The 23,353-nt window shown below is 56.8% G+C and carries 26 protein-coding genes; 13 read left to right on the top strand and 13 right to left on the bottom strand.

Going from position 1 to position 23,353, the window contains the following annotated elements:
- Positions 1-9: 9 nt before the first annotated feature.
- Positions 10-1,026 (top strand): asparaginase, encoded by a 1,017-nt coding sequence (locus GYM47_RS13690; protein ID WP_153842556.1) that lies wholly within the window; start codon positions 10-12, stop codon positions 1,024-1,026.
- Here GYM47_RS13690 and GYM47_RS13685 read toward each other — a convergent pair.
- From GYM47_RS13685 to GYM47_RS13665, 5 genes are all read right to left on the bottom strand, one after another.
- The gene (locus GYM47_RS13685) at positions 1,023-1,889 is read right to left on the bottom strand and encodes a DMT family transporter (RefSeq protein ID WP_153842557.1); all 867 of its coding nucleotides are present in this window, start codon (positions 1,887-1,889) and stop codon (positions 1,023-1,025) included. The genes GYM47_RS13690 and GYM47_RS13685 overlap by 4 nt on opposite strands.
- Positions 1,890-1,979: 90 nt before the next feature.
- Entirely contained in the window at positions 1,980-3,209 is a 1,230-nt protein-coding gene (locus GYM47_RS13680) for a nucleoside recognition domain-containing protein (RefSeq protein ID WP_153842558.1), read from the bottom strand.
- 75 nt (positions 3,210-3,284) lie between these two features.
- Positions 3,285-4,217: a LysO family transporter gene (locus tag GYM47_RS13675; RefSeq protein WP_153842559.1), complete on the bottom strand. Its 933-nt coding sequence runs from the start codon at positions 4,215-4,217 to the stop codon at positions 3,285-3,287.
- Entirely contained in the window at positions 4,218-4,928 is a 711-nt protein-coding gene (locus GYM47_RS13670) for a hypothetical protein (RefSeq protein WP_422822481.1), read from the bottom strand.
- 89 nt (positions 4,929-5,017) lie between these two features.
- A complete protein-coding gene (locus GYM47_RS13665; protein WP_153842560.1) occupies positions 5,018-5,953 on the bottom strand; it encodes a 2-hydroxyacid dehydrogenase in 936 nt (311 codons plus the stop codon).
- Positions 5,954-6,265: 312 nt separating this feature from the next.
- On the opposite strand from GYM47_RS13665, the gene doeA reads away from it, so the two are divergent.
- The 5 genes from doeA to GYM47_RS13640 all read left to right on the top strand — a co-directional run bounded on the left by doeA (position 6,266) and on the right by GYM47_RS13640 (position 12,347).
- Positions 6,266-7,465, top strand: coding sequence for an ectoine hydrolase DoeA (gene doeA, locus GYM47_RS13660; protein WP_139526462.1), 1,200 nt, complete (start codon positions 6,266-6,268; stop codon positions 7,463-7,465).
- Between the two features lie 26 nt (positions 7,466-7,491).
- On the top strand, positions 7,492-8,523 hold the full coding sequence (gene doeB / locus GYM47_RS13655) for a N(2)-acetyl-L-2,4-diaminobutanoate deacetylase DoeB (protein ID WP_054640945.1): 1,032 nt from the start codon (positions 7,492-7,494) through the stop codon (positions 8,521-8,523).
- 8 nt (positions 8,524-8,531) lie between these two features.
- Positions 8,532-9,008, top strand: coding sequence for an Lrp/AsnC family transcriptional regulator (locus tag GYM47_RS13650; protein ID WP_054640944.1), 477 nt, complete (start codon positions 8,532-8,534; stop codon positions 9,006-9,008).
- Between the two features lie 224 nt (positions 9,009-9,232).
- A complete protein-coding gene (locus GYM47_RS13645; protein ID WP_054645001.1) occupies positions 9,233-10,729 on the top strand; it encodes an NAD-dependent succinate-semialdehyde dehydrogenase in 1,497 nt (498 codons plus the stop codon).
- 184 nt (positions 10,730-10,913) lie between these two features.
- On the top strand, positions 10,914-12,347 hold the full coding sequence (locus GYM47_RS13640) for an aspartate aminotransferase family protein (RefSeq protein ID WP_153842561.1): 1,434 nt from the start codon (positions 10,914-10,916) through the stop codon (positions 12,345-12,347).
- A gap of 80 nt (positions 12,348-12,427) precedes the next feature.
- Here the strand turns inward: GYM47_RS13640 and GYM47_RS13635 are convergent, their stop codons facing one another.
- Together GYM47_RS13635 and GYM47_RS13630 are read right to left on the bottom strand one after the other, a co-directional pair.
- Complete coding sequence (locus tag GYM47_RS13635) at positions 12,428-14,359, bottom strand: TonB-dependent receptor domain-containing protein (protein WP_153842562.1); 1,932 nt, start codon at positions 14,357-14,359, stop codon at positions 12,428-12,430.
- Entirely contained in the window at positions 14,356-15,045 is a 690-nt protein-coding gene (locus GYM47_RS13630) for a response regulator transcription factor (RefSeq protein ID WP_153842563.1), read from the bottom strand. Before GYM47_RS13630 ends, GYM47_RS13635 begins: the two co-directional genes overlap by 4 nt.
- Before the next feature lie 192 nt (positions 15,046-15,237).
- On the opposite strand from GYM47_RS13630, the gene GYM47_RS13625 reads away from it, so the two are divergent.
- The 3 genes from GYM47_RS13625 to GYM47_RS13615 all read left to right on the top strand — a co-directional run bounded on the left by GYM47_RS13625 (position 15,238) and on the right by GYM47_RS13615 (position 16,848).
- On the top strand, positions 15,238-15,915 hold the full coding sequence (locus tag GYM47_RS13625; RefSeq protein WP_153842564.1) for a haloacid dehalogenase type II: 678 nt from the start codon (positions 15,238-15,240) through the stop codon (positions 15,913-15,915).
- Positions 15,916-15,978: 63 nt separating this feature from the next.
- Complete coding sequence (locus tag GYM47_RS13620; protein ID WP_139526471.1) at positions 15,979-16,329, top strand: putative quinol monooxygenase; 351 nt, start codon at positions 15,979-15,981, stop codon at positions 16,327-16,329.
- Positions 16,330-16,380: 51 nt separating this feature from the next.
- Complete coding sequence (locus GYM47_RS13615) at positions 16,381-16,848, top strand: S-ribosylhomocysteine lyase (protein ID WP_153842565.1); 468 nt, start codon at positions 16,381-16,383, stop codon at positions 16,846-16,848.
- A 216-nt stretch (positions 16,849-17,064) separates the two neighbouring features.
- Here the strand turns inward: GYM47_RS13615 and GYM47_RS13610 are convergent, their stop codons facing one another.
- From GYM47_RS13610 to GYM47_RS13595, 4 genes are all read right to left on the bottom strand, one after another.
- A complete protein-coding gene (locus GYM47_RS13610) occupies positions 17,065-17,253 on the bottom strand; it encodes a zf-HC2 domain-containing protein (protein WP_269202166.1) in 189 nt (62 codons plus the stop codon).
- 131 nt (positions 17,254-17,384) lie between these two features.
- Complete coding sequence (locus GYM47_RS13605) at positions 17,385-17,840, bottom strand: thioredoxin domain-containing protein (protein WP_153842567.1); 456 nt, start codon at positions 17,838-17,840, stop codon at positions 17,385-17,387.
- Complete coding sequence (locus GYM47_RS13600) at positions 17,837-18,403, bottom strand: sigma-70 family RNA polymerase sigma factor (protein WP_153842568.1); 567 nt, start codon at positions 18,401-18,403, stop codon at positions 17,837-17,839. The genes GYM47_RS13605 and GYM47_RS13600 overlap by 4 nt, the downstream gene beginning before the upstream one ends.
- Before the next feature lie 63 nt (positions 18,404-18,466).
- The gene (locus GYM47_RS13595; protein WP_153842569.1) at positions 18,467-19,021 is read right to left on the bottom strand and encodes a carboxymuconolactone decarboxylase family protein; all 555 of its coding nucleotides are present in this window, start codon (positions 19,019-19,021) and stop codon (positions 18,467-18,469) included.
- Between the two features lie 195 nt (positions 19,022-19,216).
- Here GYM47_RS13595 and GYM47_RS18300 point away from each other — a divergent pair, with 195 nt between their 5' ends.
- From GYM47_RS18300 to GYM47_RS13575, 4 genes are all read left to right on the top strand, one after another.
- Positions 19,217-19,906 (top strand): c-type cytochrome, encoded by a 690-nt coding sequence (locus GYM47_RS18300; RefSeq protein ID WP_196781558.1) that lies wholly within the window; start codon positions 19,217-19,219, stop codon positions 19,904-19,906.
- 185 nt (positions 19,907-20,091) lie between these two features.
- Positions 20,092-20,430, top strand: a complete 339-nt coding sequence (locus GYM47_RS13585; protein ID WP_153842570.1) for a hypothetical protein — start codon at positions 20,092-20,094, stop codon at positions 20,428-20,430.
- Between the two features lie 87 nt (positions 20,431-20,517).
- Positions 20,518-21,315, top strand: a complete 798-nt coding sequence (lgt, locus tag GYM47_RS13580; RefSeq protein ID WP_153842571.1) for a prolipoprotein diacylglyceryl transferase — start codon at positions 20,518-20,520, stop codon at positions 21,313-21,315.
- Positions 21,312-22,391, top strand: coding sequence for a L,D-transpeptidase family protein (locus tag GYM47_RS13575; RefSeq protein ID WP_153842572.1), 1,080 nt, complete (start codon positions 21,312-21,314; stop codon positions 22,389-22,391). Before lgt ends, GYM47_RS13575 begins: the two co-directional genes overlap by 4 nt.
- 71 nt (positions 22,392-22,462) lie before the next feature.
- On the opposite strand, the gene GYM47_RS13570 is transcribed toward GYM47_RS13575, so the two are convergent.
- Both GYM47_RS13570 and GYM47_RS13565 read right to left on the bottom strand, forming a co-directional pair.
- Positions 22,463-23,020, bottom strand: a complete 558-nt coding sequence (locus GYM47_RS13570) for a DinB family protein (RefSeq protein WP_153842573.1) — start codon at positions 23,018-23,020, stop codon at positions 22,463-22,465.
- A 73-nt stretch (positions 23,021-23,093) separates the two neighbouring features.
- Positions 23,094-23,342 (bottom strand): hypothetical protein, encoded by a 249-nt coding sequence (locus GYM47_RS13565; protein ID WP_038484122.1) that lies wholly within the window; start codon positions 23,340-23,342, stop codon positions 23,094-23,096.
- Between the last annotated feature and the right edge of the window lie 11 nt (positions 23,343-23,353).

The raw sequence follows: 23,353 nt of genomic DNA, 5'->3' as shown, positions 1-23,353 counted from the left end.
GGAGAACCCATGCCCCGCGTCCTCATCCTCTATACGGGCGGCACCATCGGTATGCAACCCTCGCCCCAAGGGTATGTGCCCAGCGCGGGGCTGGCCGAGCGCTTGGCGGCGCACTTGGCCGTAGGTGATCCTTATCGGCTGCCTGTCTTCGAGGTGGTTGAAATACAGCCACTTATCGACAGCGCTGAGCTGATGCCCGAGGCGTGGAATCGTCTCGTGGCGGCGCTAGAGAGTCACTGGCAGGTTTACGATGCCTTCGTGATTCTGCACGGCACCGATACCATGGCCTACAGCGCGTCGGCGCTGTCGTTCATGCTCGGGGCCTTGAACAAGCCGGTGATCTTCACCGGCTCTCAAATTCCGCTGGGTGAGCCAAGAAGTGACGCGCTGAACAACGTGGTCAGCGCGCTACAGCTGGCGGCTCATCCGGCCACACCCTGCGAAGTGAGCCTGGTCTTCCATGACCGGCTGCTGCGCGGTAACCGCGCCCGCAAGGTGCGTACTCAAGGCCTGGATGCTTTCGACTCACCCAACTTCCCTTGGCTGGCCGAGATCGGCATTGACATCACCTTTCCCCAGCCCTCGGCGCTGCTCAGCGGGGAGCCCAACTTTGCTCCCCTTCAGCTAGACGATGAAGCGGTGGCGGTACTGCCGCTGCATCCAGGAATGTCGCTACGGCGCGCTAAAGAACTGCTGGAAGATACCACGCTCAAAGGAGTGGTGATCTCAAGCTACGGTGTGGGCAATCCGCCAAGCTTTGAGGGTGAACTGCTAAACGCCATGAAAGCCGCTAACGAACGGGGTGTGGCGCTGCTCAACGTGACTCAGTGTGCCCAAGGGAACGTCGTGCAAGGCGCCTACGCCACGGGGGCGGCGCTCAATCGAGCGGGCGTGATCGCCGGTGGGGATATCACGCTGGAAGCTGCGGTCGTTAAGCTCACCGTACTGCTAGGCCGTGGGCTTTCGGGGCCCGCACTGCGTATGGCGCTGAGTGCGTCCATTCGCGGCGAAGCAACGGCCCGTTAAGGGGACGTTACGCTTAAGGCGGTTACGGTCAGTAAGATCATCCCCATCCCGACCATTTGAATGAATGCCAGACTTTCCCCCAACACCGCCACACCAAACAGCGTGGCGGTGACCGGCTCGACCATTGCCACCATCGACGCCATTGCCGGGGCCGCGTGCCTGATCCCCATCACGTAGAGCAGAAACGACAACCCCGCCCCTAAAATACCCAGCGCCACAAACAGAGGAAGCTGTGGCGCGCTGACCACGCTGAGTGTCTGAGAGAGGTCGGCGGGCACGAGCAGAACGATGACCAGCACCGTAAAGGCAATCGCAAGCACGGCGGAAGGACTGCCATGGGGGGCGGCGTACTTGAAGCCAAAAATGAACAGCGCATAGGAAAGCCCCGCCAGCAGCCCCGTGGCGACGCCCATCAGCGACAGATCGCCTGCGCCAATGGCGTACAGCTTGGTTAGTAGCACCACGCCGACCATGACCAGCGCGATGGCCAGCCACTTAACGGCCGTCGGACGCTCAAGCTTCAGCACAAACGAGGCCAGATAGACAAACACCGGAGCGCAGTACATTAATGTCGCCGCCACCGCCACGTTGCCGTACTCAATACTCAGAAAATAAAACGTGAAGTTGCCCGCAACCCCTAAGCCTGCCACCACTGACCAGAACCACAGCGAATGGCTGGCCAAGCCACGGCCGCCCCGCTGCACCAACAGCCACAGCAGTGCAAAGATAAGCCCAACGAAACCACGATAAAATGAGACGACGGCGGCATCCCAGTCGCTGTCTAATAAGATGCCCGCGATGCCTCCGGAAATCCCCCAGAAGAGTGCCGCGAGCGCAATCCATAGCGTGCTGGCGCCTGGCATGTGTCACCTTTCGTCCGTGAATGGTATGACGTGGCTTTGAAAGGTAGATGCCGAACATTCAGAACGAAAGCGCTAGGCTCGCTTCTTAACTTAACCAAAGAACCAATAGCATACGAAAACGGCGGTGGTGATGCCTGCCGCGTCGGCTATCAACGCGCAGCCAAGACCATGACGAATGCGTGTAATGCCCACGGCGCCGAAGTAAACCGCCAGCACGTAAAACGTGGTTTCGGTGCTGCCTTGGAAGGTCGCGGCCAGTAGCCCAGGAAAGCTATCGACCCCAAAGGTGTTCATGGTTTCGATCATCATGGCACGGGAGCCACTGCCAGAAAGCGGTTTCACAAAGGCGGTGGGCAGCGCATCCACGAAGCGGATATCCCAGCCAATGCCCTCCACCAGCCAGCGGATACCGCCAAGCCCGGCATCCAGCACGCCGCTGGCGCGCAGCACACCCACCGCGACCAGCATGGCAATCAGGTAGGGCAGTAGGGTGATGGTAAAGCTCAGGCCCTCTTTAGCCCCTTCGATAAAAGCGTCGTACACCTTGACGCCGCGTAGCGCCCCAACCATCAAGAACAGTATCACGATGCTAAATAGCGTTAGGTTGCCGACCAGAGTAGACGCTGCCGCCAGTGCCTGGGCGGACATCCCGGCGAGTGTGGTCATCAGCAGGCCCAGCGCGAGTGCTGCGGCTAACAGATAGGCCAACACCACCGGCTGCCATAGTTTCAAGCGCTGCATGATCGCCACGGCTAACAGCCCTGCCAGACTGGAGGCGCTTGTCGCCAACAGGATCGGTAGAAAGACCAGCGTTGGCTCGTCCGCCCCTTGCTGGGCACGGTACATGAAGATCGTGACGGGCAGCAGGGTGAGCGACGAGGTATTAAGCACTAAAAACAGGATTTGCGCGTTGCTGGCAGTCTCACTGCTGGGATTAAGACTTTGCAGCGAATGCATCGCTTTGATACCGATCGGCGTGGCGGCGTTATCCAGGCCGAGAATGTTCGCCGCGAAGTTCATGCTAATCAGCCCCATGGCCGGGTGGCCACGGGGCACTTCGGGCATCAAGCGGCTAAAAAGCGGGTCGAGTACCCGCCCCAGTAGTCGTATCAACCCTGCCTTTTCGGCAATGGAAAGAAACCCCAGCCACAGCGTCATGGTGCCCAGCAGCACCAAGATAATATCGACGCTCACCTTGGCCATATCGAACAGCGACTGCACCAAGCGGGCAAACACTTCGCTATCGCCACCCACCAGCCACTGCCAGAGCGATGCCGCAAAGGCGGCAATGAAGAAGCTTAACCAGATTCCGTTGAGCATGGTGGGTGGGCGTCCTTGGTCATAAAAGAGGGTATGCGTTTGCTGCGTATCCTAACCAAGGAGCGTCCGTGCGTGCTAACCCGAAAGCGAAAGAAAGAACAGAGTCAGCGGAGGCGACAGCAGCGAGAGGATAAAGCCGCTAACCACGGCAATGGGCACACAGGCCACGCCGCCGTGCTGCTGAATCACGGGCAGGGTGAAGTCCATGGAGGTGGCCCCGCCATAGCCAATCGCCAGCGCGGTGTGGCGATGGATGACCAGTGGGATCAGGATGAACGCCAGCAGCTCGCGGGTGAGGTCGTTGAAGAACGCCACACCACCCATCAGCGGGCCAAGCTGGTCTCCAATCAAAATGGCGGAAAGCGAGTACCAGCCGAAGCCTGAGGCCATGGCAAGGCCTTCGTTCCAGCTCAGCGCAAGCAGCGGGGCGGCTACCAAGCCCGCTAGCAGCGAGCTAACGGCCAGCGTGACCGCAATGGCGAGCCCCAAGCGATTGAGCAAAATCTGCTTCAGCGGCATACCGGAGTTGCGTAGCTGGCAGCCAATCAACACCAGCAGTAAATACAGCACCCACTCGGCTAGCCAGTCGGCGGTGGTGAACAGCGCCTCGCCAACTATAGGCCCAAGCAGCAGCCCTGCAGTGACACCCGCTGCGACCACGCCCACCAGCATTAACGAGCCCTGCATGGCGGCGAGTTTGCTGGTGGGGGCATCTTTCACTACCGGAGAGCCGCCCGCGCTGAGCCGCACTCGCCGAGAAAGCCACCACAGTGCGGCTAAGTTAAACAGCGTGGTGATGGTAAACAGCAGTAGGGCATTGCCACCCAGACGAGAGAGCTGGCTGCCTAAATTCTCAAGCCCGGCGAGGCTCACGCCCATAAACAGCAGAATCAGGTACACCGAGCCGCTGACGGCTCGGTTAATCAGATTCAGCAGGCGGGTCGAACGGACACGTACCAAGTAGCCCAAAAGCAGCGGCAGTAAAACGATCAATAGGCCAGAGAGCATTTAGGGCGCGTTACCCCCGGCAGGGTTGAAGTGGGTCATGGTGAGTGTCGTTTGTCGGCGCCCCTCTTTTTCATAGGTGGCTGAGAGGATGAGCCCCGGCCAGTCAGGATGGAAGTTGATCAGCAAATGCCGGTCAGGCTTTTCGGCATCAATCAGCGTGACCTGCTTGGCGTCGAACTCACCGGCAGGCACACGGGCTGTAGTGGGCTCGTTCACGAAGTACTGGAAGTGTTCGTCGCGCCCACGGTGATCCACGAAGTCGATATCGCAGGGGTTGCTCTCGGTGCAGCCTTCGGTGCCAGCCCGGCGGGAGAGGTCGAACAGGGCGGCTTGACGATCGATGGAGGGAATGTCGTCTTGGTTGAGCTGATAGCTGTCGCCGACGCCGAAGAGAGAGTAGCTGCTGTTATAAAGCAAAGAGTGTGTGTCGCCATCATCGATGTAGAAACGACTGCGCTCGTTACCTCGGGCGACGGCAATGGAGAAACTCATGTCGCTCAGCCAATGCGAGCCTTCATGCGTGAGCGTATGGGTAATGTTGGCGCTCGGCCAGCCGCGAATGTCAAGCCGGTACTGCGCCTCGAATGGCTGAGGAGAGGCCAAGGAAGCGCTGTCATCGGCAAGCGCGACGGCGCTGTTCGTCATCAGCGCGGCAGTCAATGTAGCGCCCAATAGGCCGTGCCGTGTGTTACGAGCGAATGTGTGTTGCAAAGGCTCCTCCTCCCTACAGTGTGTCGTCCTAAGAGCCTTTAGCGAGCGCTTGGTTCCGTGTGCGAGTATAACGAGCGTGGCGTTAAACGTCAGTAGCCCATGTCGGGGTTAACAGTAGCCAGGGGTTCACCCGCCTCAAAGGCGTGCAGGTACGAAATCACTTGATCAATGGCATCGTTAAGCGGTGTGGGGGCCGCCATATGCGGAGTGACGATGACCTTAGGGTGCTGCCAGAGCGGGTTGTTTGCCGGTAGCGGCTCTTCATGGAAAACATCCAGCAGTGCTCCGCGCAGGTGCCCTGGCTGGCCGTCATGGCCAAGTGCGTCCAGCAGTGCTTGCTCATCAATCAAGCTACCACGGCCTGGGTTAATGATGCTGGCACCTTTCGGCAGTTGTGCCAGCCGTTCGGCGTTAAGAATGTGCTGGGTAGCCGCTGTATCGGGGAGAATGGTTACTACGCTTTGCGCTTGGTTCAGTAGCTCGTTTAAACCGTCCTCGCCATGTAAGCAGCGCACACCGTTGATGTGCTTGGGCGTTCGGCTCCAGCCCAAAACGGGGAAGCCTGCTTGCTGGAGTGCACTGGCGACGTAGCTACCGATGGCGCCCAGCCCTAATACGCCGACTGGCCAGTTTGCTTTATCCGGCACTGTCTGGGGCTGCCAACGAGCGCTGGATTGTTGCGCAGCGTAACGATCCATACTGCGATAAAAATACAGCACGCCGTAGAGCACATAGTCGGCCATCAGCTCGCTCATCCCGGCATCACGCAATTTGACGATGGGCACGTCTTTGGGTAGTTCAGGCGTCTTGAGCAAATGATCGACGCCGGCTCCCAGGTTGATAATCCCCTTCAGCTGGGTTTGTTCCTCGAAGAGATGCGCGGGCGCTTTCCACACCGCGAGGTAATCGGCATTGGCGCGCTCACTAGGGGGAGCGTCGCTCGTCACGACGTCCGCGTGGGGTAGCGCTTGGGCAATGGCGTCCTGCCACTGGGCCGCGTCGTCGATATGCACGACAATTTTCATATGATCTCCTCGTTATCTAGCCAATGCCGTCATTCACTATCATGGGTGAGAGTCTTACGAGTTCGCAACCCGTAGAGCGCCTTGTGCCAAGGAGTAAGAGCGCTGTTAACACCTCGATGTATACAACGTTAACGGCATATGAAATTTTTGTCATAAAGGTTTTGACCGGCAACCAAGGGTGGGTGCTAGTATCGGCTTAAGACGACATTGGCGGGCCAACAGCGGCGGTGGCCAGGTCGATCCTGTGGCCCAGTGCGGCATGTCCTTGCGGCTCGCGCTGGTTCTTAGTGATCTTTGATGGCGAGTTGCCCGATGACTGAGGTTTCCCTGCCTTTCACTCGTGAAGAGTATGCAAACCGCCTTTGGAAGGTGCGTACCGAAATGGCCGTTCGCGGCATCGATGTACTGATCGTCAGCGATCCCTCCAACATGGCGTGGCTAACCGGCTACGATGGCTGGTCGTTTTATGTTCACCAGTGTGTATTGGTAGGGCTGGAAGGCGAGCCGGTGTGGTTTGGGCGACGTATGGATGCCAACGGCGCGCTGCGCACCTGTTGGATTCATCCAGACAACATTACCTACTACCCGGATTATTACGTCCAGAACCCCGACATGCACCCGATGGAGTATTTGGCGCAGTCGATCATGCCCGACCGCGGTTGGCACACCGGCGTGGTGGGTATGGAGATGGATAACTACTACTTCTCTGCTAAAGCCTACCAAAGCCTGCTCAAGGAGCTGCCCCACGCACGCTTCATGGATGCTAATGCACTGGTCAACTGGTGCCGGGCGATCAAGTCACCGCAAGAAGTCGCCTATATGCGCGTGGCGGCCAAAATCGTCGAAGGTATGCACTCACGCATTCTAGAGGTGATCGAGCCAGGACTGCCAAAGAGCAAGCTGGTGTCTGAAATCTATCGCGTCGGTATCGAAGGCTTCGTGGACGAGAACGGCAAGGTGTTTGGTGGTGACTATCCAGCCATCGTGCCGATGCTGCCCACCGGTAAAGACGCTGCCGCCCCACACTTGACCTGGGACGACACGCCCTTTCGCAGCGGTGAGGGCACCTTCTTCGAAATTGCCGGGGTGTTCAAACGCTACCATGCCCCCATGTCTCGGACCGTGTTTCTCGGCACGCCGCCCACCGACTTCATCCGCGCCGAGTCGGCCTTGCTGGAAGGCATCGAGCACGGATTGGCGGTGGCCAAACCCGGTAACCGCACGGCCGATATCGCCATGGCGCTGGGCGCGGCGATGGACAAGTACGGCTTTGACCGCGGCGGCGCACGCTGTGGTTACCCCATCGGTATCTCTTACCCACCCGACTGGGGCGAGCGCACCATGAGTTTGCGCCCCTCGGATGAAACCATCCTGCAGCCGGGCATGACCTTCCACTTCATGCCCGGCCTATGGGTTGATGACTGGGGCCTGGAGATTACCGAAAGTATCCTAATAACCGAAGACGGCTGTGAAACCCTGGCGAATTTCCCCCGCCAGCTGTTCGTCAAATAGCCGCGTGATAACACAAGGGAAACACAATGACGCTTCAACCGAACCAACTGCGGCCAAGCCCCATTTCCGCCACCGTTGATTTCGACGCCGATGGCGTGCAGCACGGCTTTTTAAAACTGCCGATTTCCACCGATGAGTCGGCTTGGGGCGCGGTGATGATCCCCGTCACGGTAGTAAAAAATGGCGAAGGCCCCACGGCACTGCTCACCGGCGGCAACCATGGCGATGAGTACGAGGGCATCACTTCGCTGTTGAAGCTCTCCTCAACGCTGAAAGCGGAAGACGTGACCGGGCGCGTGATCATCGTGCCCTGCATGAATACCCCAGCGGTGATGGCGGGCAAACGCACCTCACCCATGGATAAAGGCAACCTGAACCGCAGCTTTCCTGGCGATCCTAACGGCACGGTGACCTCGCAAATTGCCGACTACTTCACCCGCGTGCTGGTGCCCATGAGCGATGTGGTGCTCGACCTGCACTCTGGCGGCCGCACGCTGGATATTCTGCCGTTTGGCGCTTCCCACGTGCTGGATGACAAAGCTCAACAGCAGGCCGCCCTGGAAGGTGCCAAAGCGTTTGGTGCGCCTTACGCCATGGTGATGTTTGAGTTGGATGCCGAAAAACTCTTCGACACCGCCTGCGAGCGCCAAGGCAAGGTGTTTGTGGCGACCGAACTGGGCGGCGGCGGCACCTCTACGCCGCAAAGCATTGCCATTGCCGAACGTGGCGTGCGCAACTTCTTGATTCATTATGGTTTAGTAGAGGGCAGTGTAGAAATGCCCGAAGGCGGGCAAATGTACCTCGATATGCCAGATGCTAGCTGCTACGTGCAGAGCCAGCATTCGGGCGTATTAGAGCTGCTGGTGGCACTGGGCGACGAAGTGAAGAAGGGCCAAACCATCGCTTATGTCTACGATATGACCCGCAGCGGCACCGCACCAGTGGCGTACAAGGCCGAGCGCGATGGTATTCTCATGGCCCGCCGTGCGCCCTCGCTGATCAATATGGGGGACACCCTGGCGGTGATCGCCGATGTTGTCGAACGCCTGGAGGCGTAGCCCCCGGCATGATGAAACTGGACCGTTTTGATCTCAAAATCCTTGATATCCTCTCTCGGGATGGGCGAATCACCAAATCGAAGCTGGCCGAGGCGATCAACCTCTCGGTCAGCCCCTGCTGGGAACGGGTGAAGCGCCTGGAAAAGGCCGGAGTGATCGAGGGCTACACCGCGCGCATCAATGCTGACGTGCTGGTGCCGCGTAACCCCGTGTGGGTGCAGATCGAGCTCAAGCAGCACAACGCCGAAAGCTTTGCCCGCTTTGAAGCCCTGGTGATGCAAACTCCCGAGGTGACCGAGTGCGTGGCCGTCGGCGGTGGCGTCGATTATCTGGTGAAGTTCGAAGCCCGCACCATCGATAGCTACCAGCGCCTGATGGATAAATGGCTGGTATCGGAGGTGGGCATTGAGCGCTACTTTACGTATATCGTGACGAAGACCGTCAAGCATCAGCCGATTGGCATCGACCCCAGCGCTGCGCTTTAGCCGCTTTGCCTTGCGGCCAAAAAAAACCATCATAAAACGTCTTGCCACAAAAAAAGTGCCGGAAAACACCGGCGCTTTCAAAAACACTTCGTGGCGATTCTCCCTTACGCTAGGCACATCGATTTAGCGCGGCCCTTGAGCCGCGATGGATGATCCTTTTGATGTGCACGGTGTGTCGCCTCTAGCGGGCCTCATCGTATTGGCTGCAACCTGGGGGGGTGCCCATGACCACACTATCGACCACGCTTGCTAAACGCCTGGAAGATCCGCGCCTGTTCCGGCAGTACGCCTACGTGAACGGCAAGTGGACCCATGGCGAAGGTGGCCGCGAAGAGGCGGTATACGATCCCGCGACCAACGAAGCCATTGGCCATATTCCGCTGCTGGAAGCAGAGCAGATTACCGCTGCTGTGGATGCCGCCGAAGCGGCGTTTGTCCACTGGCGGGCACTGCGCGCCGACGAGCGTTGCGAACGCCTGCTGGCCTGGTACGACCTCATTCAAGCCAACCGCGAAGACCTAGCGACCATCATGACCCTGGAGCAGGGCAAACCGCTGCCCGATGCCCGTGGTGAAGTAGAGTATGGCGCAAGCTTCGTGCGTTGGTTCGCGGAAGAGGGCAAGCGCACCTACGGCGAGACCATCCCGAGCCACATTCCCAATGCATCGCTCGGCACCATTAAAGAGCCGGTGGGCATTGCCGCGATGATTACGCCGTGGAACTTCCCGCTGGCGATGATCACCCGCAAAGCCGCTGCCGCGCTGGCCGCAGGCTGCCCGGTGATTGTGAAGCCCGCCAACGAAACGCCGTTCTCGGCGCTGGCGCTGGCAGAACTCGCCGAGCGAGCGGGCATCCCAGAAGGCATCTTCAACGTGGTATTGGGCGAGCCTGCGGAAGTCTCCAAGATTTTGTGCAGCGAACCGCGTATTCGTGCGCTCTCGTTCACCGGCTCCACCCGCGTTGGCCGCCTGCTCATCGAGCAAAGCGCTAACACCGTGAAGCGTCTTTCACTGGAGCTGGGTGGCAACGCGCCGTTTATCGTCGGGCCAGATATGGACCCGAAAGAGGCCGCCTATGCTGCGGTAGCGGCCAAGTTCCAAACCGCTGGGCAAGACTGCCTAGCCGCTAACCGGATTCTGGTGCACGAATCGATTCACGATGAGTTCGTGGCCCAGTTCACCGAGCGTATGGCGGCCCTCACCGTGGGCAATGGCCTGCACGGCGAAGTTGATCTTGGCCCGCTCATTCACCGCCAAGCGGTCGAAAAAGCAGCCGCGATTGTGGACGACGCGATCTCCCAAGGCGCTACGATGGTGGCGGGCGACCAAAGCCAAGCGCCGGGCGACAACTTCTTTATGCCAGTACTGCTGACCGGTGTGACACCGCAAATGAAAGTATGGCGGGAAGAGAACTTTGCCCCCGTGGCTGGCATTACCGCTTATAGTAGCGACGACGAAGTGATCGAGATGGCCAACGACACCGAATACGGCCTGGCTGCGTACATCTACACCCACGATATTCGTCGTATTTGGAAGCTGATGCGCGCACTGGAGTACGGCATGGTGAGCGTCAACTCCGTGAAGATGACCGGCCCGCCCGTGCCCTTCGGCGGCGTCAAACAGTCCGGCCTTGGCCGTGAAGGTGGCGCTACAGGTATCGATGAGTACCTGGAAACGAAATACTACTGCCTGGGCGCGCTGGGTTCGGTATCGGGTAGCTAATTGTAAAGAACAGAATCGCGCGCTGAAGCGTCCTCCCACAATAACTGTTCAAAAATTTGATTTGTTCAGTAGGAGGTCGGCTTTGCCGGGCGAAGACACCGCTAGGTGGCCAACAGCTAGTCAGTCACCAAAGATAAAACACCCTTCCCAACAGTGGGGAGGTTTATCGTACAGAGAGAACGTTATGAGCTTGCATCAGGATCTGATCGAACGCGACCGTAAAGTCACCTTCCACGCCTCTACCCACCTGCGTGACTTCGCCCACGGCGACGCACCGGGCCGTGTTATTACCGGTGGTAAAGGCATTAATATCGTCGATAAAGATGGCCGCGAGTTCATCGACGGTTTTGCGGGTCTTTACTGTGTGAACATCGGCTATGGTCGCACTGAAGTGGCTGAAGCTATCTACAAGCAGGCGCTGGAACTCTCCTACTACCACACTTATGTAGGCCACTCCAACGAGCCGCAAATCGAGCTTTCCGAGCGCGTGCTGAAAATCGCAGGCCTCAACATGTCCAAGGTCTACTACGGCATGTCGGGTTCTGATGCCAACGAAACCCAGCTCAAAATCGTGCGTTACTACAACAACGTACTGGGTCGCCCGCAGAAGAAAAAGGTCATCTCGCGTATGCGCGGTTACCACGGCTCCGGTATCGCGTCTGGTTCGCTGACCGGCCTGAAGGCGTTCCACGACCACTTCGACCTGCCCATCGATACCATCCGCCATACCGAAGCGCCGCACTACTACCTGCGCGCCGCCGAGCAGCACGGCATGACCGAGCGGGAGTTCTCTGCCTATTGCGCAGATAAGCTCGAAGCGATGATTCTGGAAGAGGGCCCGGACACCGTTGCCGCCTTTATCGGCGAGCCGGTACTTGGCACTGGCGGTATCGTGCCGCCGCCGGAAGGCTACTGGGAAGCGATTCAGCCGGTACTGGATAAGTACGACGTGCTGCTCATTGCCGACGAAGTAGTGTGCGGTTTTGGCCGTACCGGCTCCGACTTCGGTAGCCACCACTACAATATGAAGCCTGACCTGATCACTATCGCCAAAGGCCTGACCAGCGCCTACCAGCCGCTGTCTGGCGTGATTGTCGGCGATAAAGTGTGGAAAGTGCTTGAGCAGGGCACCGGTGAATTTGGACCCATCGGCCACGGCTGGACCTACTCAGGCCACGCCCTGGGCTGTGCCGCAGGTCTTGCGAACCTGGATATCATCGAGCGCGAAAACCTAGTGGGCAACGCGGCTGAAACCGGCGGCTACTTCCAGCAGCAGCTGAAAGCGACGTTTGAAGGCCACCCGCTGTTGGGTGATGTGCGCGGTGTTGGCCTGATGGCTGCGCTGGAATTCTCTCCGGATGCCAAACAGCGCCTGCACTTCGACCCCGCGCTGAAAGTGGGCCCGCGTGTCGCCGCTGCCGCGCTGGAAGAGAACCTGATTGCCCGCGCCATGCCTCAGGGCGACATTCTCGGCTTCGCGCCGCCGCTGACCATCAACCGTGGCGAAGTGGACGAGATGATCGGTCGTGCCAAGCGCGCCATCGACCGCGTGACCGATGAGCTGGTGCGTGCGGGTGACCTGAAAACCGGCCAGCAGGAAGCCGCCTTCACGATTTAACGCCTGAACGCATAACTCGACCAACGACACTGCCCGCTTGCTGCGGGCAGTGTCGTTTCAGTACGTAGTGAACACTGGGATTAAAACCGGTAGTCGACGCCCAGGCGAACGTCGCGCCCGGGCTCGGCCAGCCCTACGATGCCCTCATAGCCTGGGAGGTGCTCGAAGTCTGCGTTGCTGGCATGGTCCAGATACTGCTTATCCAGCAAGTTGTTGACGGTTAGCGTGACCGCTAAGTCCTCGCTTTGGGTGGGAAGCCAGCGGACATAGGCATCGTGTACGCCATACCCCGGTTTGCCAATGGTGCCCACCGAGGTCTCCAAGGCGCTAATGCCCTCGACGAACTGGCCACGCCAGCCCACCTGCCAGGCGCGATTGACTTGGTAGTCGACGTTTGCCGTCCAGGTATTGCCGATGGTGTTACCAATACCGTTGTACTCATAAACGGTCAGCGGCTGGCCATTCAGCTCGATATCATTGTGATGGAAGCTCAGCCCGGCGGACAGTGATGCCCACTGGTAATTCGCGCTGAGCACATAACCGTTGGATTCAAGATCGCCGACGTTCTGATACAGGGTAGGGCGGCCCAGGGGGTCGGCAATGACGTCATCGATGGTCGAACGGTACAGCTCCGCACTGAGTTGCCAAGGGCCCTGCTCGAAGCGCGCGGCGATTTCACTATTACGGGCCTGTTCGCCGCGAAGGCCCGGGGCGTTGGCGGCGCCTTCGAGCTTGAACGCATCGTGGGCTTTCGGGCCGCGGAATGCGCGTGCATGGGCAGCGCTCAACGTGACGTGATCGGAGACCATCCACTCGGCGTCGATATTGGGGCTTATGTCGTCCTCGCGGTAAGAGAGGCCGCTATTATCGGTGAGGCGATAACGGTCGTACCGGGCGCCGATTCCCAGTCGAACGTCATCGGTGAGCTGCAGGTCGTTTTGTACGAATATCCCGGCGATATCACCGCTTTCGCGTTCCTGTGTGGGGTTTTCCTCGTAACCTGCGGTGACCTCGTCATCACGATAGTCAATGCCGTAAACGATACGGTGGCTGCCCAGACGGCTCGTATTGGCAAGGGTCAGCCCGGTGGACTCGGATTCGCCGAAATAACGTCCCCAGCGGTCCGCGACGTTTTGTTCCACATCGGCTGTGGTGTGGTACAGCGTGGCTTCCAGGTCGAGCCATGATTGCCCCTGCGGGCGCAGTTGGTAATTCAGCGTACTGGTTTGGCGCTCGGCATCCAGCGAGTACAGGCGATTGAAGCCGCTAACGACCCATTGAGGCCGCTGGGCCCGTTCGCCTTCGTCCTGACGAATCTCATGGCTGAGCGTAAAACGCTGTGTGCCGAAGTCCCCTAGCAGTTTCACTTGGCCCAACTGCTGATTGGCCTCGGTGCCGGCCTGTTCGCTGCCGTTGCCGTCTTCATAGCGTTGCTGGTCGCGTTCGACGAGAGTGCCCATGGCGCTCCACTGGTCGTTGACGCGACCAAACAGGGTGGTGCTCACGCGATAACTTTCTGGGTTGGTGCCCGCTCCCGCCGACAATAGCCCGCCCAAGCGCTCTCCATCACGCAGTAGATCATCGGGGTCTTTAGTGACGAAGCGCACGCTGCCGCCTAGGGCACCGGGGCCATCAGTGGCACGACCGGCCCCCGTGGTGACTTCGACGCGCTTGAGCAGGGCAGGATCTACACGGCCCAACCGATAACCCTCTTGAAACTGTTCGGAGAGCGTGCCGCCAGCCACTGGCGTTACGCTCGAGGTAACCACCGCTGCCCAGGTGTTCTCCTGGGCTTGCAGTGCGTCTAGCCAGTCGGCGAGTGCGGCGTCGTCGCCCGCGCGGTAAAGGGCTTCGGCAGTCTCGCCCCAGCCTGCCAAGGTGTGTTGGTGATGCGGGGCAATCACGCTCATTTGGCGCTCTGCCCATTTCTCGAGCAGTGACGTCGAGACCACTAACGCAATGCCGCCGGTCGCCACGATGCCGCACAGCTTCCATAGCAATCGCTGTCTCATTGCAAGCAGTACCCTTTGCCGTGCTGAGTTTGCAGCCTTAGCGCGTCGAATCCGGCACCGCTGAGCTTACGACGAACGCGGCTGACGTGTATATCCAGGCTACGGTCATAGGGGCTGTACTCCCGCTGAAACAGGCGATGATAGAGATACGTCTTGCTCAGCGTTTGGCCTCGGTGATGGGCCAACAGCCACAGTAAACGAAACTGTAGCGGGGTAAGCTCGACGGCTTGCCCTGCCACTTTGAGCTCTGTGCGAGAGGCGTCAAGGGAGAGGTCATCCACCTGCAAGCACTGTGCTTGGGCAGCGGGTGGCGGGGCCGAGCGACGCAGCAATGCGTCGATACGCAGCGCCAATTCGAGCGGGTGGAAGGGCTTGGCCAAATAGTCATCCGCGCCGTGCTGTAGCCCTTTGATGCGCTCTTCTTCGGCCCCGCACGCGCTCAGCATTAAAACGGGCAGGGAGAACCTGTCACGCAGCACTGCGAGTAGCTCCAAGCCGCTCATGCCCGGCAGTCGGACGTCCAGTAGCAGCAGATGGATATCGTTTTCCTGTACACATCGAAAACCGCTGTCGGCATCCAGGCAGTGAGTAACGCGGTAGTTACGCTGGCTGAGCAGCGTGATCAACTGCTCACCAAGGATAGGGTCATCGTCGATCAATAAGAGGTGGTGAGGAGCAGGCATCATGAACCATAAAGAGCATTGTTCTGGCGAATGATAATAATGATTGTTTGCATTACTGTTGGCAAGTAATGAAACGAACACCGCAAGGCGAGGTCTCTTTTCACGGCCAAGTGAGATGTCATGCTAATGGAGGTTTTCGGCCAGCCCGCTACGCTTAACGTCATAAAGCCATCAATGTTTGAAAAGGAGCCTGTCATGCAACCGGTACTCGCTTTTGACGTATACGGCACGCTGATTGATACCCAAGGCGTGACGATCGAGCTGAAACGTCGCCTGCAAGATGCGCAGCAGGCGGGAGAGTTCGCCAAGCGCTGGCGGGAAAAACAGCTAGAGTACAGCTTTCGCCATGGGCTGATGGGCGCCTATGTGCCCTTTGCCGAGTGTACCCGCGAGGCGCTGGTATTTACCGACCGCGCGCTGCAAACCGGCCTGTCGGATAACGATCGTGACCACTTGATGGCGGTTTATGCTGAGCTGCCCGCTTTTCCCGATGTGGTGCCTGCGCTGGATCGACTGCGCGATGCCGGTATTCGCTGTGTGGCGTTTTCGAACGGTACCGAAGATGCCGTCAATCAGCTGTTGACGCGCGCCGGGGTGAAAAGTCACATGGACGCCGTGGTGAGTGTCGACGCCATTAAGCGCTTCAAGCCCGACCCCGCCGTTTACGCCTATCTTCGCACACGGTTAGAGACGCGGCCGGAAACCACATGGCTCATCTCCAGTAACCCGTTCGATGTGATTGGTGCCACCCATGCGGGCTTGCGCAGTGCCTGGGTACGTCGCCATTCGGATGCACCGTTCGACCCTTGGGGGATCGAACCCGATATGACGGTGCCCGAGTTGGAGACGTTGGCAGAACGCATGATGCGATAGGTTGGTATCCATCGCTATCGACCCCATAATGGGGGCAGCTTTCGTTATCACGGGTAAGACGACATGTCGAAAAAAATCTACTGCATCGCAAGCTTCAAACCCAAAGCCGGTAAAGAGGAAGCCGTCTTCAAAGCGCTGCAGAGCCTGGAGCCTAATACGCATCGCGAAGATGCCTGCCTGCACTACACGGTGACCCGCCAAATCGATAACCCGTTTGCCCAGGGCACTAGCTATCCCATCGTGTTTCACGAGATTTGGGCCAGTCGTGAAGAGTTCGAGGCGCACTGCCAGCGCAAAGAAATTCAAGAGTTCTTCGCCCAGCACGTTGAGTCGCCCGATGGCGATATCGAAGACGCCAACGTGTGCGTCTACACCGATGAGCCGTGGAATTTTGATGCGCCCAAGGTGTCATGAGGGCACAACGTGTAGAATAGGCGACCAAAACCGAACGATGATGGAGCCCATATGACCGAGAAAAAGATGAACGTCGAAAGCTTTAACCTGGATCACACCAAGGTAAAAGCCCCCTACGTACGTTTGGCCGATATCAAAGAGGGCCAGAACGGCGACCGTATCCATAAATACGATCTACGTATCTGCCAGCCTAACAAAGAGCACATGGAGATGCCTGCGCTGCACTCCCTGGAGCATTTGATGGCGGAAATGTCGCGCAATCACACGGATAAAGTGGTCGATATCAGCCCGATGGGCTGCCAGACCGGCTTTTACATCGCGCTGATCAACCACGATGATTACAATGACGTGCTGTCGATCATCGAGCAGACCCTCAACGACGTACTTACCGCCACCGAGGTGCCCGCTTGCAACGAAATGCAGTGCGGCTGGGCCGCCAGCCACAGCTTGGAAGGTGCTCAGGAACTCGCCAAAGGCCTGCTGGCCAAGCGCAGTGAATGGACCGAGGTCTTTGCTTAAAACCCTGGCGTTAATCTAACACGCCAAACGCCCCCTTCATTGGGGGCGTTTTCGTTAGAGAGTGTAGGCAGTTTCTATATTCAATACGCTAACAGGAAGGCTTGACAATACTAGCGTTATCGACTTGATGCATGACGTCGGTGATGGGCTGTATAGGTAATATATCGTTAAAAGTGTAAGCATCTAGTCACTTGTTAATAGCTAGATGCTTTCACTTTATTTTTTGTTAGTATCGCCAAGTTGACTGGGGTGGCGATTGAATGAGTCGTGTAGAAAACGAAACTGCTTGTCACAGCGACGACATGCTCCACACATTGAAAGATGAATTGCTAGCTGAGTTTTTTGTTGAAATGTTAGTGGTTGCTCAATTCTCAGTGACATTAGCCGAGTGGCTTCTTTGCACATAATCATACCTGGGTCCTCCATTGAGTTATTTTAGGGTGTATTGGGAAGGTGTTTGTTTAAGTTTACTTTTTGCATTTTTGGAGCCCTCCCTGGTAATAATATTGAAATTAATCAAATAAGTAAGTTTGGCTCTAGTAGCTCGATTGCATAAGCTTCTCGAAAGCACTGCGTAAATCATGTGAGGCAGTAACACCTTCGATGGTCTGCTGGCGATTTCCCTGCCCATCAAATAGAAGAATCGTGACGTGGCCCACTCCGTATCTATGCGCAAAATCGGAACCACTGGTTGTGTTGATATCTGCAATGCGCCAAGCTGGAGGCTTCTCCATTTCGTTCAGCGCTTGCTCCGCATTCGTTCTGAGACGTTGGCACAGTGGGCAGCTGTGATCATGCACTTGTACCGCCACCGGCTGACCACTTCCCAGGATGCTCAAGTCTGATTCTTGTCGAGCCGACTGTTCGTTAGCGATTAGCCAAGCAATGGGGACCGCCAAGAAGGCGAGAAGGATGGCTGATTTGCGCATCAGCTTGCGGAATTTGATGCCTTTCTTTAGCGGCTTGTTTGCCTTTTTTGACGTCTTCTTCATTTCTCTATTAACCAGCCTTTTTCAATGCAAGCACGTAATTTGAGCCTTGCTCTATGTAAGATGACCCAGCAATTCGCTTCACTCAGCGAAAGTATTTGGCAAATTTCTTGCGTGGTGAGATCCATGAGTTCGCGCATCGTAAAAACACGGGCTGTGTTGCCAGGAAGGGCGATTAAACAGGTATCTAACAATTGCCAGAAAGCCGCATTTTCTAACATTTGATCAGGCTCACCCCAGGACTTAGGTTTGCTGGCGGCTTGCCATCGTCCATTTTCTTTGAACAAGTTCTCGAAGGAGTCTTCGTCGCTATACTCTTCGTCTTGCCATGAAATGTAGCGGCGTTCGTATCGTATTCGTTCAAGAAGCTTGTTTTTTAAAATCCCAAACACCCATGTTTCAAAGGCAGATCGGCCGCTGAAGGTGTCTTGTTTTTCAATCGCAGTGATGAGCGTATCTTGAACAATGTCTTCCGCTGCCGCGTGATCTCGTAGCTGTAACCGTGCAAAGGAAATAAGTTTTGGTCGCAGGGCGGCGATGTGATCATCCATAGGTAACAGCGTCATCGTCAGGTGTATCCCTAGAGAACGGTTATCGAAGCGGCCGCTGTGGCGGCCACAGAGATCGATTTAAGTGTCAGCTTTCCAAGCAAGTGGCTTTAGCTCTTCGTTAAGTGGTGTTCCAGCGACATGGTTCGTGTAGTTAGACAGCGTTTTTAACGCACAGGCAATGACCAGTTCTAAGATTTGCTGGTGCGAAAAACCCGCTTCTAAAAAGGCATCGATTTCTGTTTGTTCTGCCCAACCGCGTTGTGCGTTTAGATGACGAGCAAAACGGGTCACCGCCGCAATTTTCGCGTCGTTGGGGGTCTTGCGAGAGCGTAAGTCTTTAATTAATTCATCATCCGCGCCTGCTTTTTTGATACCGCCGGTATGGGCTGCGACGCAAAAAGAGCATTGGTTATCCGCGCTGATGGCCAGCAAAGCCGCTTGTTGCTCGACGGGGCTCAAGCTTGTTTTGGCGTAGATGCCATCAAGCGTTAGGTAGGCTTCCAGTAGGGTAGGAGCTTCTGCCATCTTGGCAAAAATGTTGGGCAAAAAGCCCATTTTTTTCTCGGCAGCCTGCAAGTTAGCGTGGGCAGCTTCAGGAGCACTCTCCGTGGTGTGAAGCGGAAAATCAGCCATTACAACCTCCTTCTGTACGATAAATAAATCGATGAAGGCATCACGCAAGGCGTCATGCCAGGATGCTGTAAGATTATGGAACAATCAGTTCAAAAATGACAATGCTCTTTTTTGCGTGCCGTGTGTAAGGATATTTATGGTTCGATCACAGAGAAGCGCATGCCCCAATAACAATTCTATCGACAGGTGATCGCTATGCGCCTAGATCGTGATCTACGAAGCCAATTGCTTGACCGTCTGCGTAAACAGCTTTGCTACTCTGCCCCTGCCATTGCCTTGGTAGCAGGCGGCGTTATGTTCCAAACACTTACGGAGCAACAATCCGTTCTGGCAGAGGAGGTGTCATCTTCCAGGTCTGGCATCATGATAGCGAGCAACCACTCGCCGGAGGCAAGCCCCGAGGCGGGTGCTGAAGCGGAGGCAGAGGCAGAAGGGGAAGCCGAAGCGGAGGGAGAAGCAGAAGGTGGAGCAGAAGCAGCCTCGCACCCTAAAGCAGCGTTGGTGAGAAGGCCATCCGGCTATACGCCCCGGTATGATGAGCGTGGAAATAACCCGGCATCGCTCATCGAGCGCGGTGAAGCGCTGTTTAACGATGCTTCGCTGAGCACCAATGGCCTTTCATGTGCAAGCTGCCACGGCGCAAAAGGCGATGCCGGTTTTCAAACGAGCTTTCAGCAGCCGTTCCCCCATCCCGTCGCAATGGGAACCAACATGTTTGGCATGGAGACTGTTCATGCAGACGAAATGGTTCAACTGTGCATGGTAGCGCCAATGGCAGCAGACCCACTCCCTTGGGATTCTGAGGAGCTAGCGGCCTTGGCGGCGTATGTGGTGCACGCACAGCAACGCTTCACAGGTGAGGTAGATGGGCACTGTAATAGGTAGACCCGCAGGATTTAGAGATGCAGGGCGGCTTTAGACTTGAGCTGAAAGTCGCCTTTTTGACTGACTGTTCTTTTTGTGGTAAGAATATTTGCTCGCGTTTGCTCGCGTTTGCTCGCTTGGGTAAAGAGGGCATGGCTAAAAGACACTGGTAGCTAGACATCGAAGGTTGGCTGACATGGCGAAAAATGCGTAACGGACTAGCTAAGCAACTGGCTGCCATGATGATGGTGGTCATCGTCATGCTGTCAGGAGCCAGTGTGAGCAGCCTTGCTAAAGGCAGCTGCTTAGTCGATGCGCCTGTGTCAGTGTCTAGTGTGGCTGACGCCCACTGTCTTTCTCTCTCTGCCTTAGAGCAGGCCGCCGAGCCTACCGACGCCTCCTGTTCTCCCTTTGCACCTGCGAGTGCCTGCGCGATGTCAGGCCCTGTGCTAACACCTTCCCCACAAGGGTTGATGAAGGTGCCTTACCCGCAATCCCTTCCTGAGCAATTAGAGAAACCTCCCCGCTTTTTCTTGTCTTTCTAGCACCTTAAACGCTTTTTCATACCGCTTGGCGTTCATGGAGATACTCCGTGACATCACGGTATGCCTGTTAGAAAAACGGAGAAAGCAATGGACTATCCGGCGATTGACCCCGTTGCCGTGGCGCTTGGGCCACTGGTGATTCATTGGTACGGATTAATGTATGTGGTGGGTTTCTTATCTGCATGGTGGTTGGGGCGTTGGCGTGCCGACTACTTGGGCCTTAGTAAAGATGACATTAGTGATCTGATTTTTTATGGCGCTGTTGGCGTGATTGTTGGCGGCCGATTGGGATACGCCCTTTTCTATGGCATGGAGCAGTGGTCAAGCGACCCGCTGTGGGTATTGCAGGTATGGGATGGAGGCATGAGCTTCCATGGTGGCCTCGTTGGCGTGATCGCGGCAGCGCTCTTTTTTGCGCGCAAAAAGCGAATGGCGTTTATCGATATCGCTGACTTTGTGGCTCTTCTTGTGCCCATTGGCTTAGGCGCTGGGCGGTTGGGCAACTTTATTAATCAAGAGCTTCCGGGCCGTGTGACGGATGTGCCGTGGGCGCTGATCTTCCCGCAGCTAGGGCCTGAGCCACGCCATCCCTCTGCGCTATACGAGATGCTGCTAGAAGGAGTGGTGCTATTTGTTGTGCTCTTCTGGTTATCACGTCGTCCTCGTCAAAGGGGATTGCTATCCGGGGCATTCCTATTCGGCTATGGCGTATTCCGCTTTGCGGTGGAGTTTGTGCGTATGCCCGATGCCCATCTTGGGTTTATCGCTTTCGACTGGGTCACCATGGGTCATGCGCTTACGCTACCGATGATAGTAGGGGGGCTGGGGTTAATGCTGTGGTCACGTTATCAGCCTGCTGCCAATGTTAAGGAGGTAACACAATGAGTGCTGTTATGCGTCAGAAGGTAAAACGAGTGATGTTGAAACAGAGTGTCGCGGCGGTACGTAACGCCGCATTACTGAGCGTGTTGACATGGCCGATATGGGTGAGCGCAGAGGAAACGACGGTGCCCGATAACCACTATCCGCTGCCTGACAGTGGCGATGTCATCGGTCAATATTATCAAGTGCTTGCCAATGAAGAAGATACGCTGATTGATATCGCTCGGACGCACAAAGTAGGCTACGAAGAGATCCGTGCGGCCAATCCCGATGTAAGCCTGTGGGTGCCAGGGGAAGGAACGGCTGTCACCATTCCCAGGCAACACATTCTGCCCAATGTGCCACGCACGGGCATCGTCATCAACGTGGCGGAATTAAGGCTCTATTACTATCCAAATGTGTCTCAAGGGGAAGCCCCTAGGGTTGAGACCTATCCTATCGGGATCGGGCGTGATGGCTACGATACGCCGCTGGGTATCACACAAACGACCATGCGCCTTGAAAATCCTGCTTGGTACCCGCCGCGCTCCATGCGTGAAGAGGCGGCGGCGCGTGGTGAGCCCGCACCCGCTGTGGTGCCACCCGGGCCAGATAATCCGCTGGGTGAGCACGCTATTTTGTTGGATATACCTGGGTATTTAATCCACGGTACCAACCAGCCCGACGGGATTGGCATGCGGGCCAGCCGAGGGTGCATACGGATGTATCCGGAAGACATTGGCTCAATTTTCGATAACGTGCCTACGGGAACGCAGGTCAATATCATTGATGAACCCATTAAGGTAGGCAGTGGCCAAGACGGTGATGTAGTGGTGCAGGTGTTCAACACCCTTGACGATGAACAAGCCACTTTGGAAACGCTTAAGGCGCTGCTGCTTTCCCAGGCGTTAATCGAGGAAGACGAGCTGGCCTTATTAGATGCCGACAAGGTGAACCAGTGGTTCGAGCAATCAGACGACCAGATTTGGTTACTTTCCTCGCTCTATGTGTCTGAAGAGGAAAACGCTGAGCCGGTCACCGACATGGATATTTACCAAATGATCGGCCAGGCCAGTGCAACGCATTGTGTTTACGGATAAGGAGACTGGATAGAGCGCCATGGCACGTCGGTGCCATGGCGGTACGCGATCACAGCTTGGTAACACTCTATTTAATGATCGCATTGCCGCCAATGGCGAAGCGTGGAGGGGTGAACACCAAAGTCTTTGGGTACCGTGACACTCAGGGTGTCGCACAGTAAGCGAATCAGTGCCATGTGGTGCACCGTATGGCTGGTAAGAAACGCCAACTCTCTTCCTAAACTAGAGGCGAGCGGATACGCATGGCCTTCATGGCCAACGGGATAGTTCAGTATCAAGGGGGCATCCGCGGGCTTATCATTCAATGCGTGAAGAGCGCTGTGTAGCGCGTTAATCGTATTAGCGGCTACCGCAGGACTCTCTTCAAGTGCCTCTTCTCGTAGGCGCTGCTCATAATCAATCTGATCCACATGGGGTGCGTTAGTATATCCCGCCAGCAGCGTTTGGTAGTGCTCTATGATGTGGCGAACATGTTTGCCCACTGACTGGCTGCCAAATAGTTGGCTATACGACGTGCTAGCAAGAGAGGCCACGAGCGACTGCAGCTGTGTGAGCGAGAGCGTGTTCTCTTCAACCAACGGTTGGCAGGGAAATTGGCATTTTGAGACGGGCAGCGATGTCACGGGCATAGCGAAGGCTCCTCATAAGCTGAGCTGGTCGAAGCACCAGCTCAGCACAACGGATTAAGCAGTGAGCGCAGTGTTAACCGGCTTCAGCACCGCCTTCGGCTTCTCCTTCACCTTCTGGTTTTTCGCCTTCACCGCCGCCTTCAGCACCACCTTCCGCTAGCATCATGGGCGCTTGCTGAACGTTCGTCATGCTGTCGGTTGGCTCATCAGCGTGGGCTTGAAACGCCAGACCGCTCGCTACCAGCGCGAGGGCGGGAGCTGTGTAGCCAAACTGACGGCTCAAACGGCTGAGTAACCGGCGTTTTGCTTCATGTTGAGACATGGTCGTTCTCC

The organism is Vreelandella piezotolerans, assembly GCF_012427705.1.
Lineage (GTDB): Bacteria > Pseudomonadota > Gammaproteobacteria > Pseudomonadales > Halomonadaceae > Vreelandella > Vreelandella piezotolerans.
This window is presented reverse-complemented; position numbering and strand designations above follow the sequence as displayed.

Excerpts from the sequence above, each read along its gene's own strand:
- GYM47_RS13630 (WP_153842563.1), bottom strand. The coding sequence starts at position 15,045 with ATGATGCCTGCTCCTCACCACCTCTTATTGATCGACGATGACCCTATC.
- GYM47_RS13575 (WP_153842572.1), top strand. The coding sequence starts at position 21,312 with ATGAGTGCTGTTATGCGTCAGAAGGTAAAACGAGTGATGTTGAAACAG.
- GYM47_RS13680 (WP_153842558.1), bottom strand. The coding sequence starts at position 3,209 with ATGCTCAACGGAATCTGGTTAAGCTTCTTCATTGCCGCCTTTGCGGCA.
- GYM47_RS13565 (WP_038484122.1), bottom strand. The coding sequence starts at position 23,342 with ATGTCTCAACATGAAGCAAAACGCCGGTTACTCAGCCGTTTGAGCCGT.
- GYM47_RS13640 (WP_153842561.1), top strand. The coding sequence starts at position 10,914 with ATGAGCTTGCATCAGGATCTGATCGAACGCGACCGTAAAGTCACCTTC.
- GYM47_RS13615 (WP_153842565.1), top strand. The coding sequence starts at position 16,381 with ATGACCGAGAAAAAGATGAACGTCGAAAGCTTTAACCTGGATCACACC.
- GYM47_RS13620 (WP_139526471.1), top strand. The coding sequence starts at position 15,979 with ATGTCGAAAAAAATCTACTGCATCGCAAGCTTCAAACCCAAAGCCGGT.
- GYM47_RS13610 (WP_269202166.1), bottom strand. The coding sequence starts at position 17,253 with ATGTGCAAAGAAGCCACTCGGCTAATGTCACTGAGAATTGAGCAACCA.
- GYM47_RS13625 (WP_153842564.1), top strand. The coding sequence starts at position 15,238 with ATGCAACCGGTACTCGCTTTTGACGTATACGGCACGCTGATTGATACC.
- GYM47_RS13650 (WP_054640944.1), top strand. The coding sequence starts at position 8,532 with ATGATGAAACTGGACCGTTTTGATCTCAAAATCCTTGATATCCTCTCT.
- GYM47_RS13595 (WP_153842569.1), bottom strand. The coding sequence starts at position 19,021 with ATGGCTGATTTTCCGCTTCACACCACGGAGAGTGCTCCTGAAGCTGCC.
- GYM47_RS13675 (WP_153842559.1), bottom strand. The coding sequence starts at position 4,217 with ATGCTCTCTGGCCTATTGATCGTTTTACTGCCGCTGCTTTTGGGCTAC.
- GYM47_RS13665 (WP_153842560.1), bottom strand. The coding sequence starts at position 5,953 with ATGAAAATTGTCGTGCATATCGACGACGCGGCCCAGTGGCAGGACGCC.
- doeA (WP_139526462.1), top strand. The coding sequence starts at position 6,266 with ATGACTGAGGTTTCCCTGCCTTTCACTCGTGAAGAGTATGCAAACCGC.
- GYM47_RS13690 (WP_153842556.1), top strand. The coding sequence starts at position 10 with ATGCCCCGCGTCCTCATCCTCTATACGGGCGGCACCATCGGTATGCAA.
- GYM47_RS13585 (WP_153842570.1), top strand. The coding sequence starts at position 20,092 with ATGCGTAACGGACTAGCTAAGCAACTGGCTGCCATGATGATGGTGGTC.
- GYM47_RS13635 (WP_153842562.1), bottom strand. The coding sequence starts at position 14,359 with ATGAGACAGCGATTGCTATGGAAGCTGTGCGGCATCGTGGCGACCGGC.
- lgt (WP_153842571.1), top strand. The coding sequence starts at position 20,518 with ATGGACTATCCGGCGATTGACCCCGTTGCCGTGGCGCTTGGGCCACTG.
- GYM47_RS13685 (WP_153842557.1), bottom strand. The coding sequence starts at position 1,889 with ATGCCAGGCGCCAGCACGCTATGGATTGCGCTCGCGGCACTCTTCTGG.
- GYM47_RS18300 (WP_196781558.1), top strand. The coding sequence starts at position 19,217 with ATGCGCCTAGATCGTGATCTACGAAGCCAATTGCTTGACCGTCTGCGT.
- GYM47_RS13605 (WP_153842567.1), bottom strand. The coding sequence starts at position 17,840 with ATGAAGAAGACGTCAAAAAAGGCAAACAAGCCGCTAAAGAAAGGCATC.
- GYM47_RS13570 (WP_153842573.1), bottom strand. The coding sequence starts at position 23,020 with ATGCCCGTGACATCGCTGCCCGTCTCAAAATGCCAATTTCCCTGCCAA.
- GYM47_RS13645 (WP_054645001.1), top strand. The coding sequence starts at position 9,233 with ATGACCACACTATCGACCACGCTTGCTAAACGCCTGGAAGATCCGCGC.
- doeB (WP_054640945.1), top strand. The coding sequence starts at position 7,492 with ATGACGCTTCAACCGAACCAACTGCGGCCAAGCCCCATTTCCGCCACC.
- GYM47_RS13600 (WP_153842568.1), bottom strand. The coding sequence starts at position 18,403 with ATGACGCTGTTACCTATGGATGATCACATCGCCGCCCTGCGACCAAAA.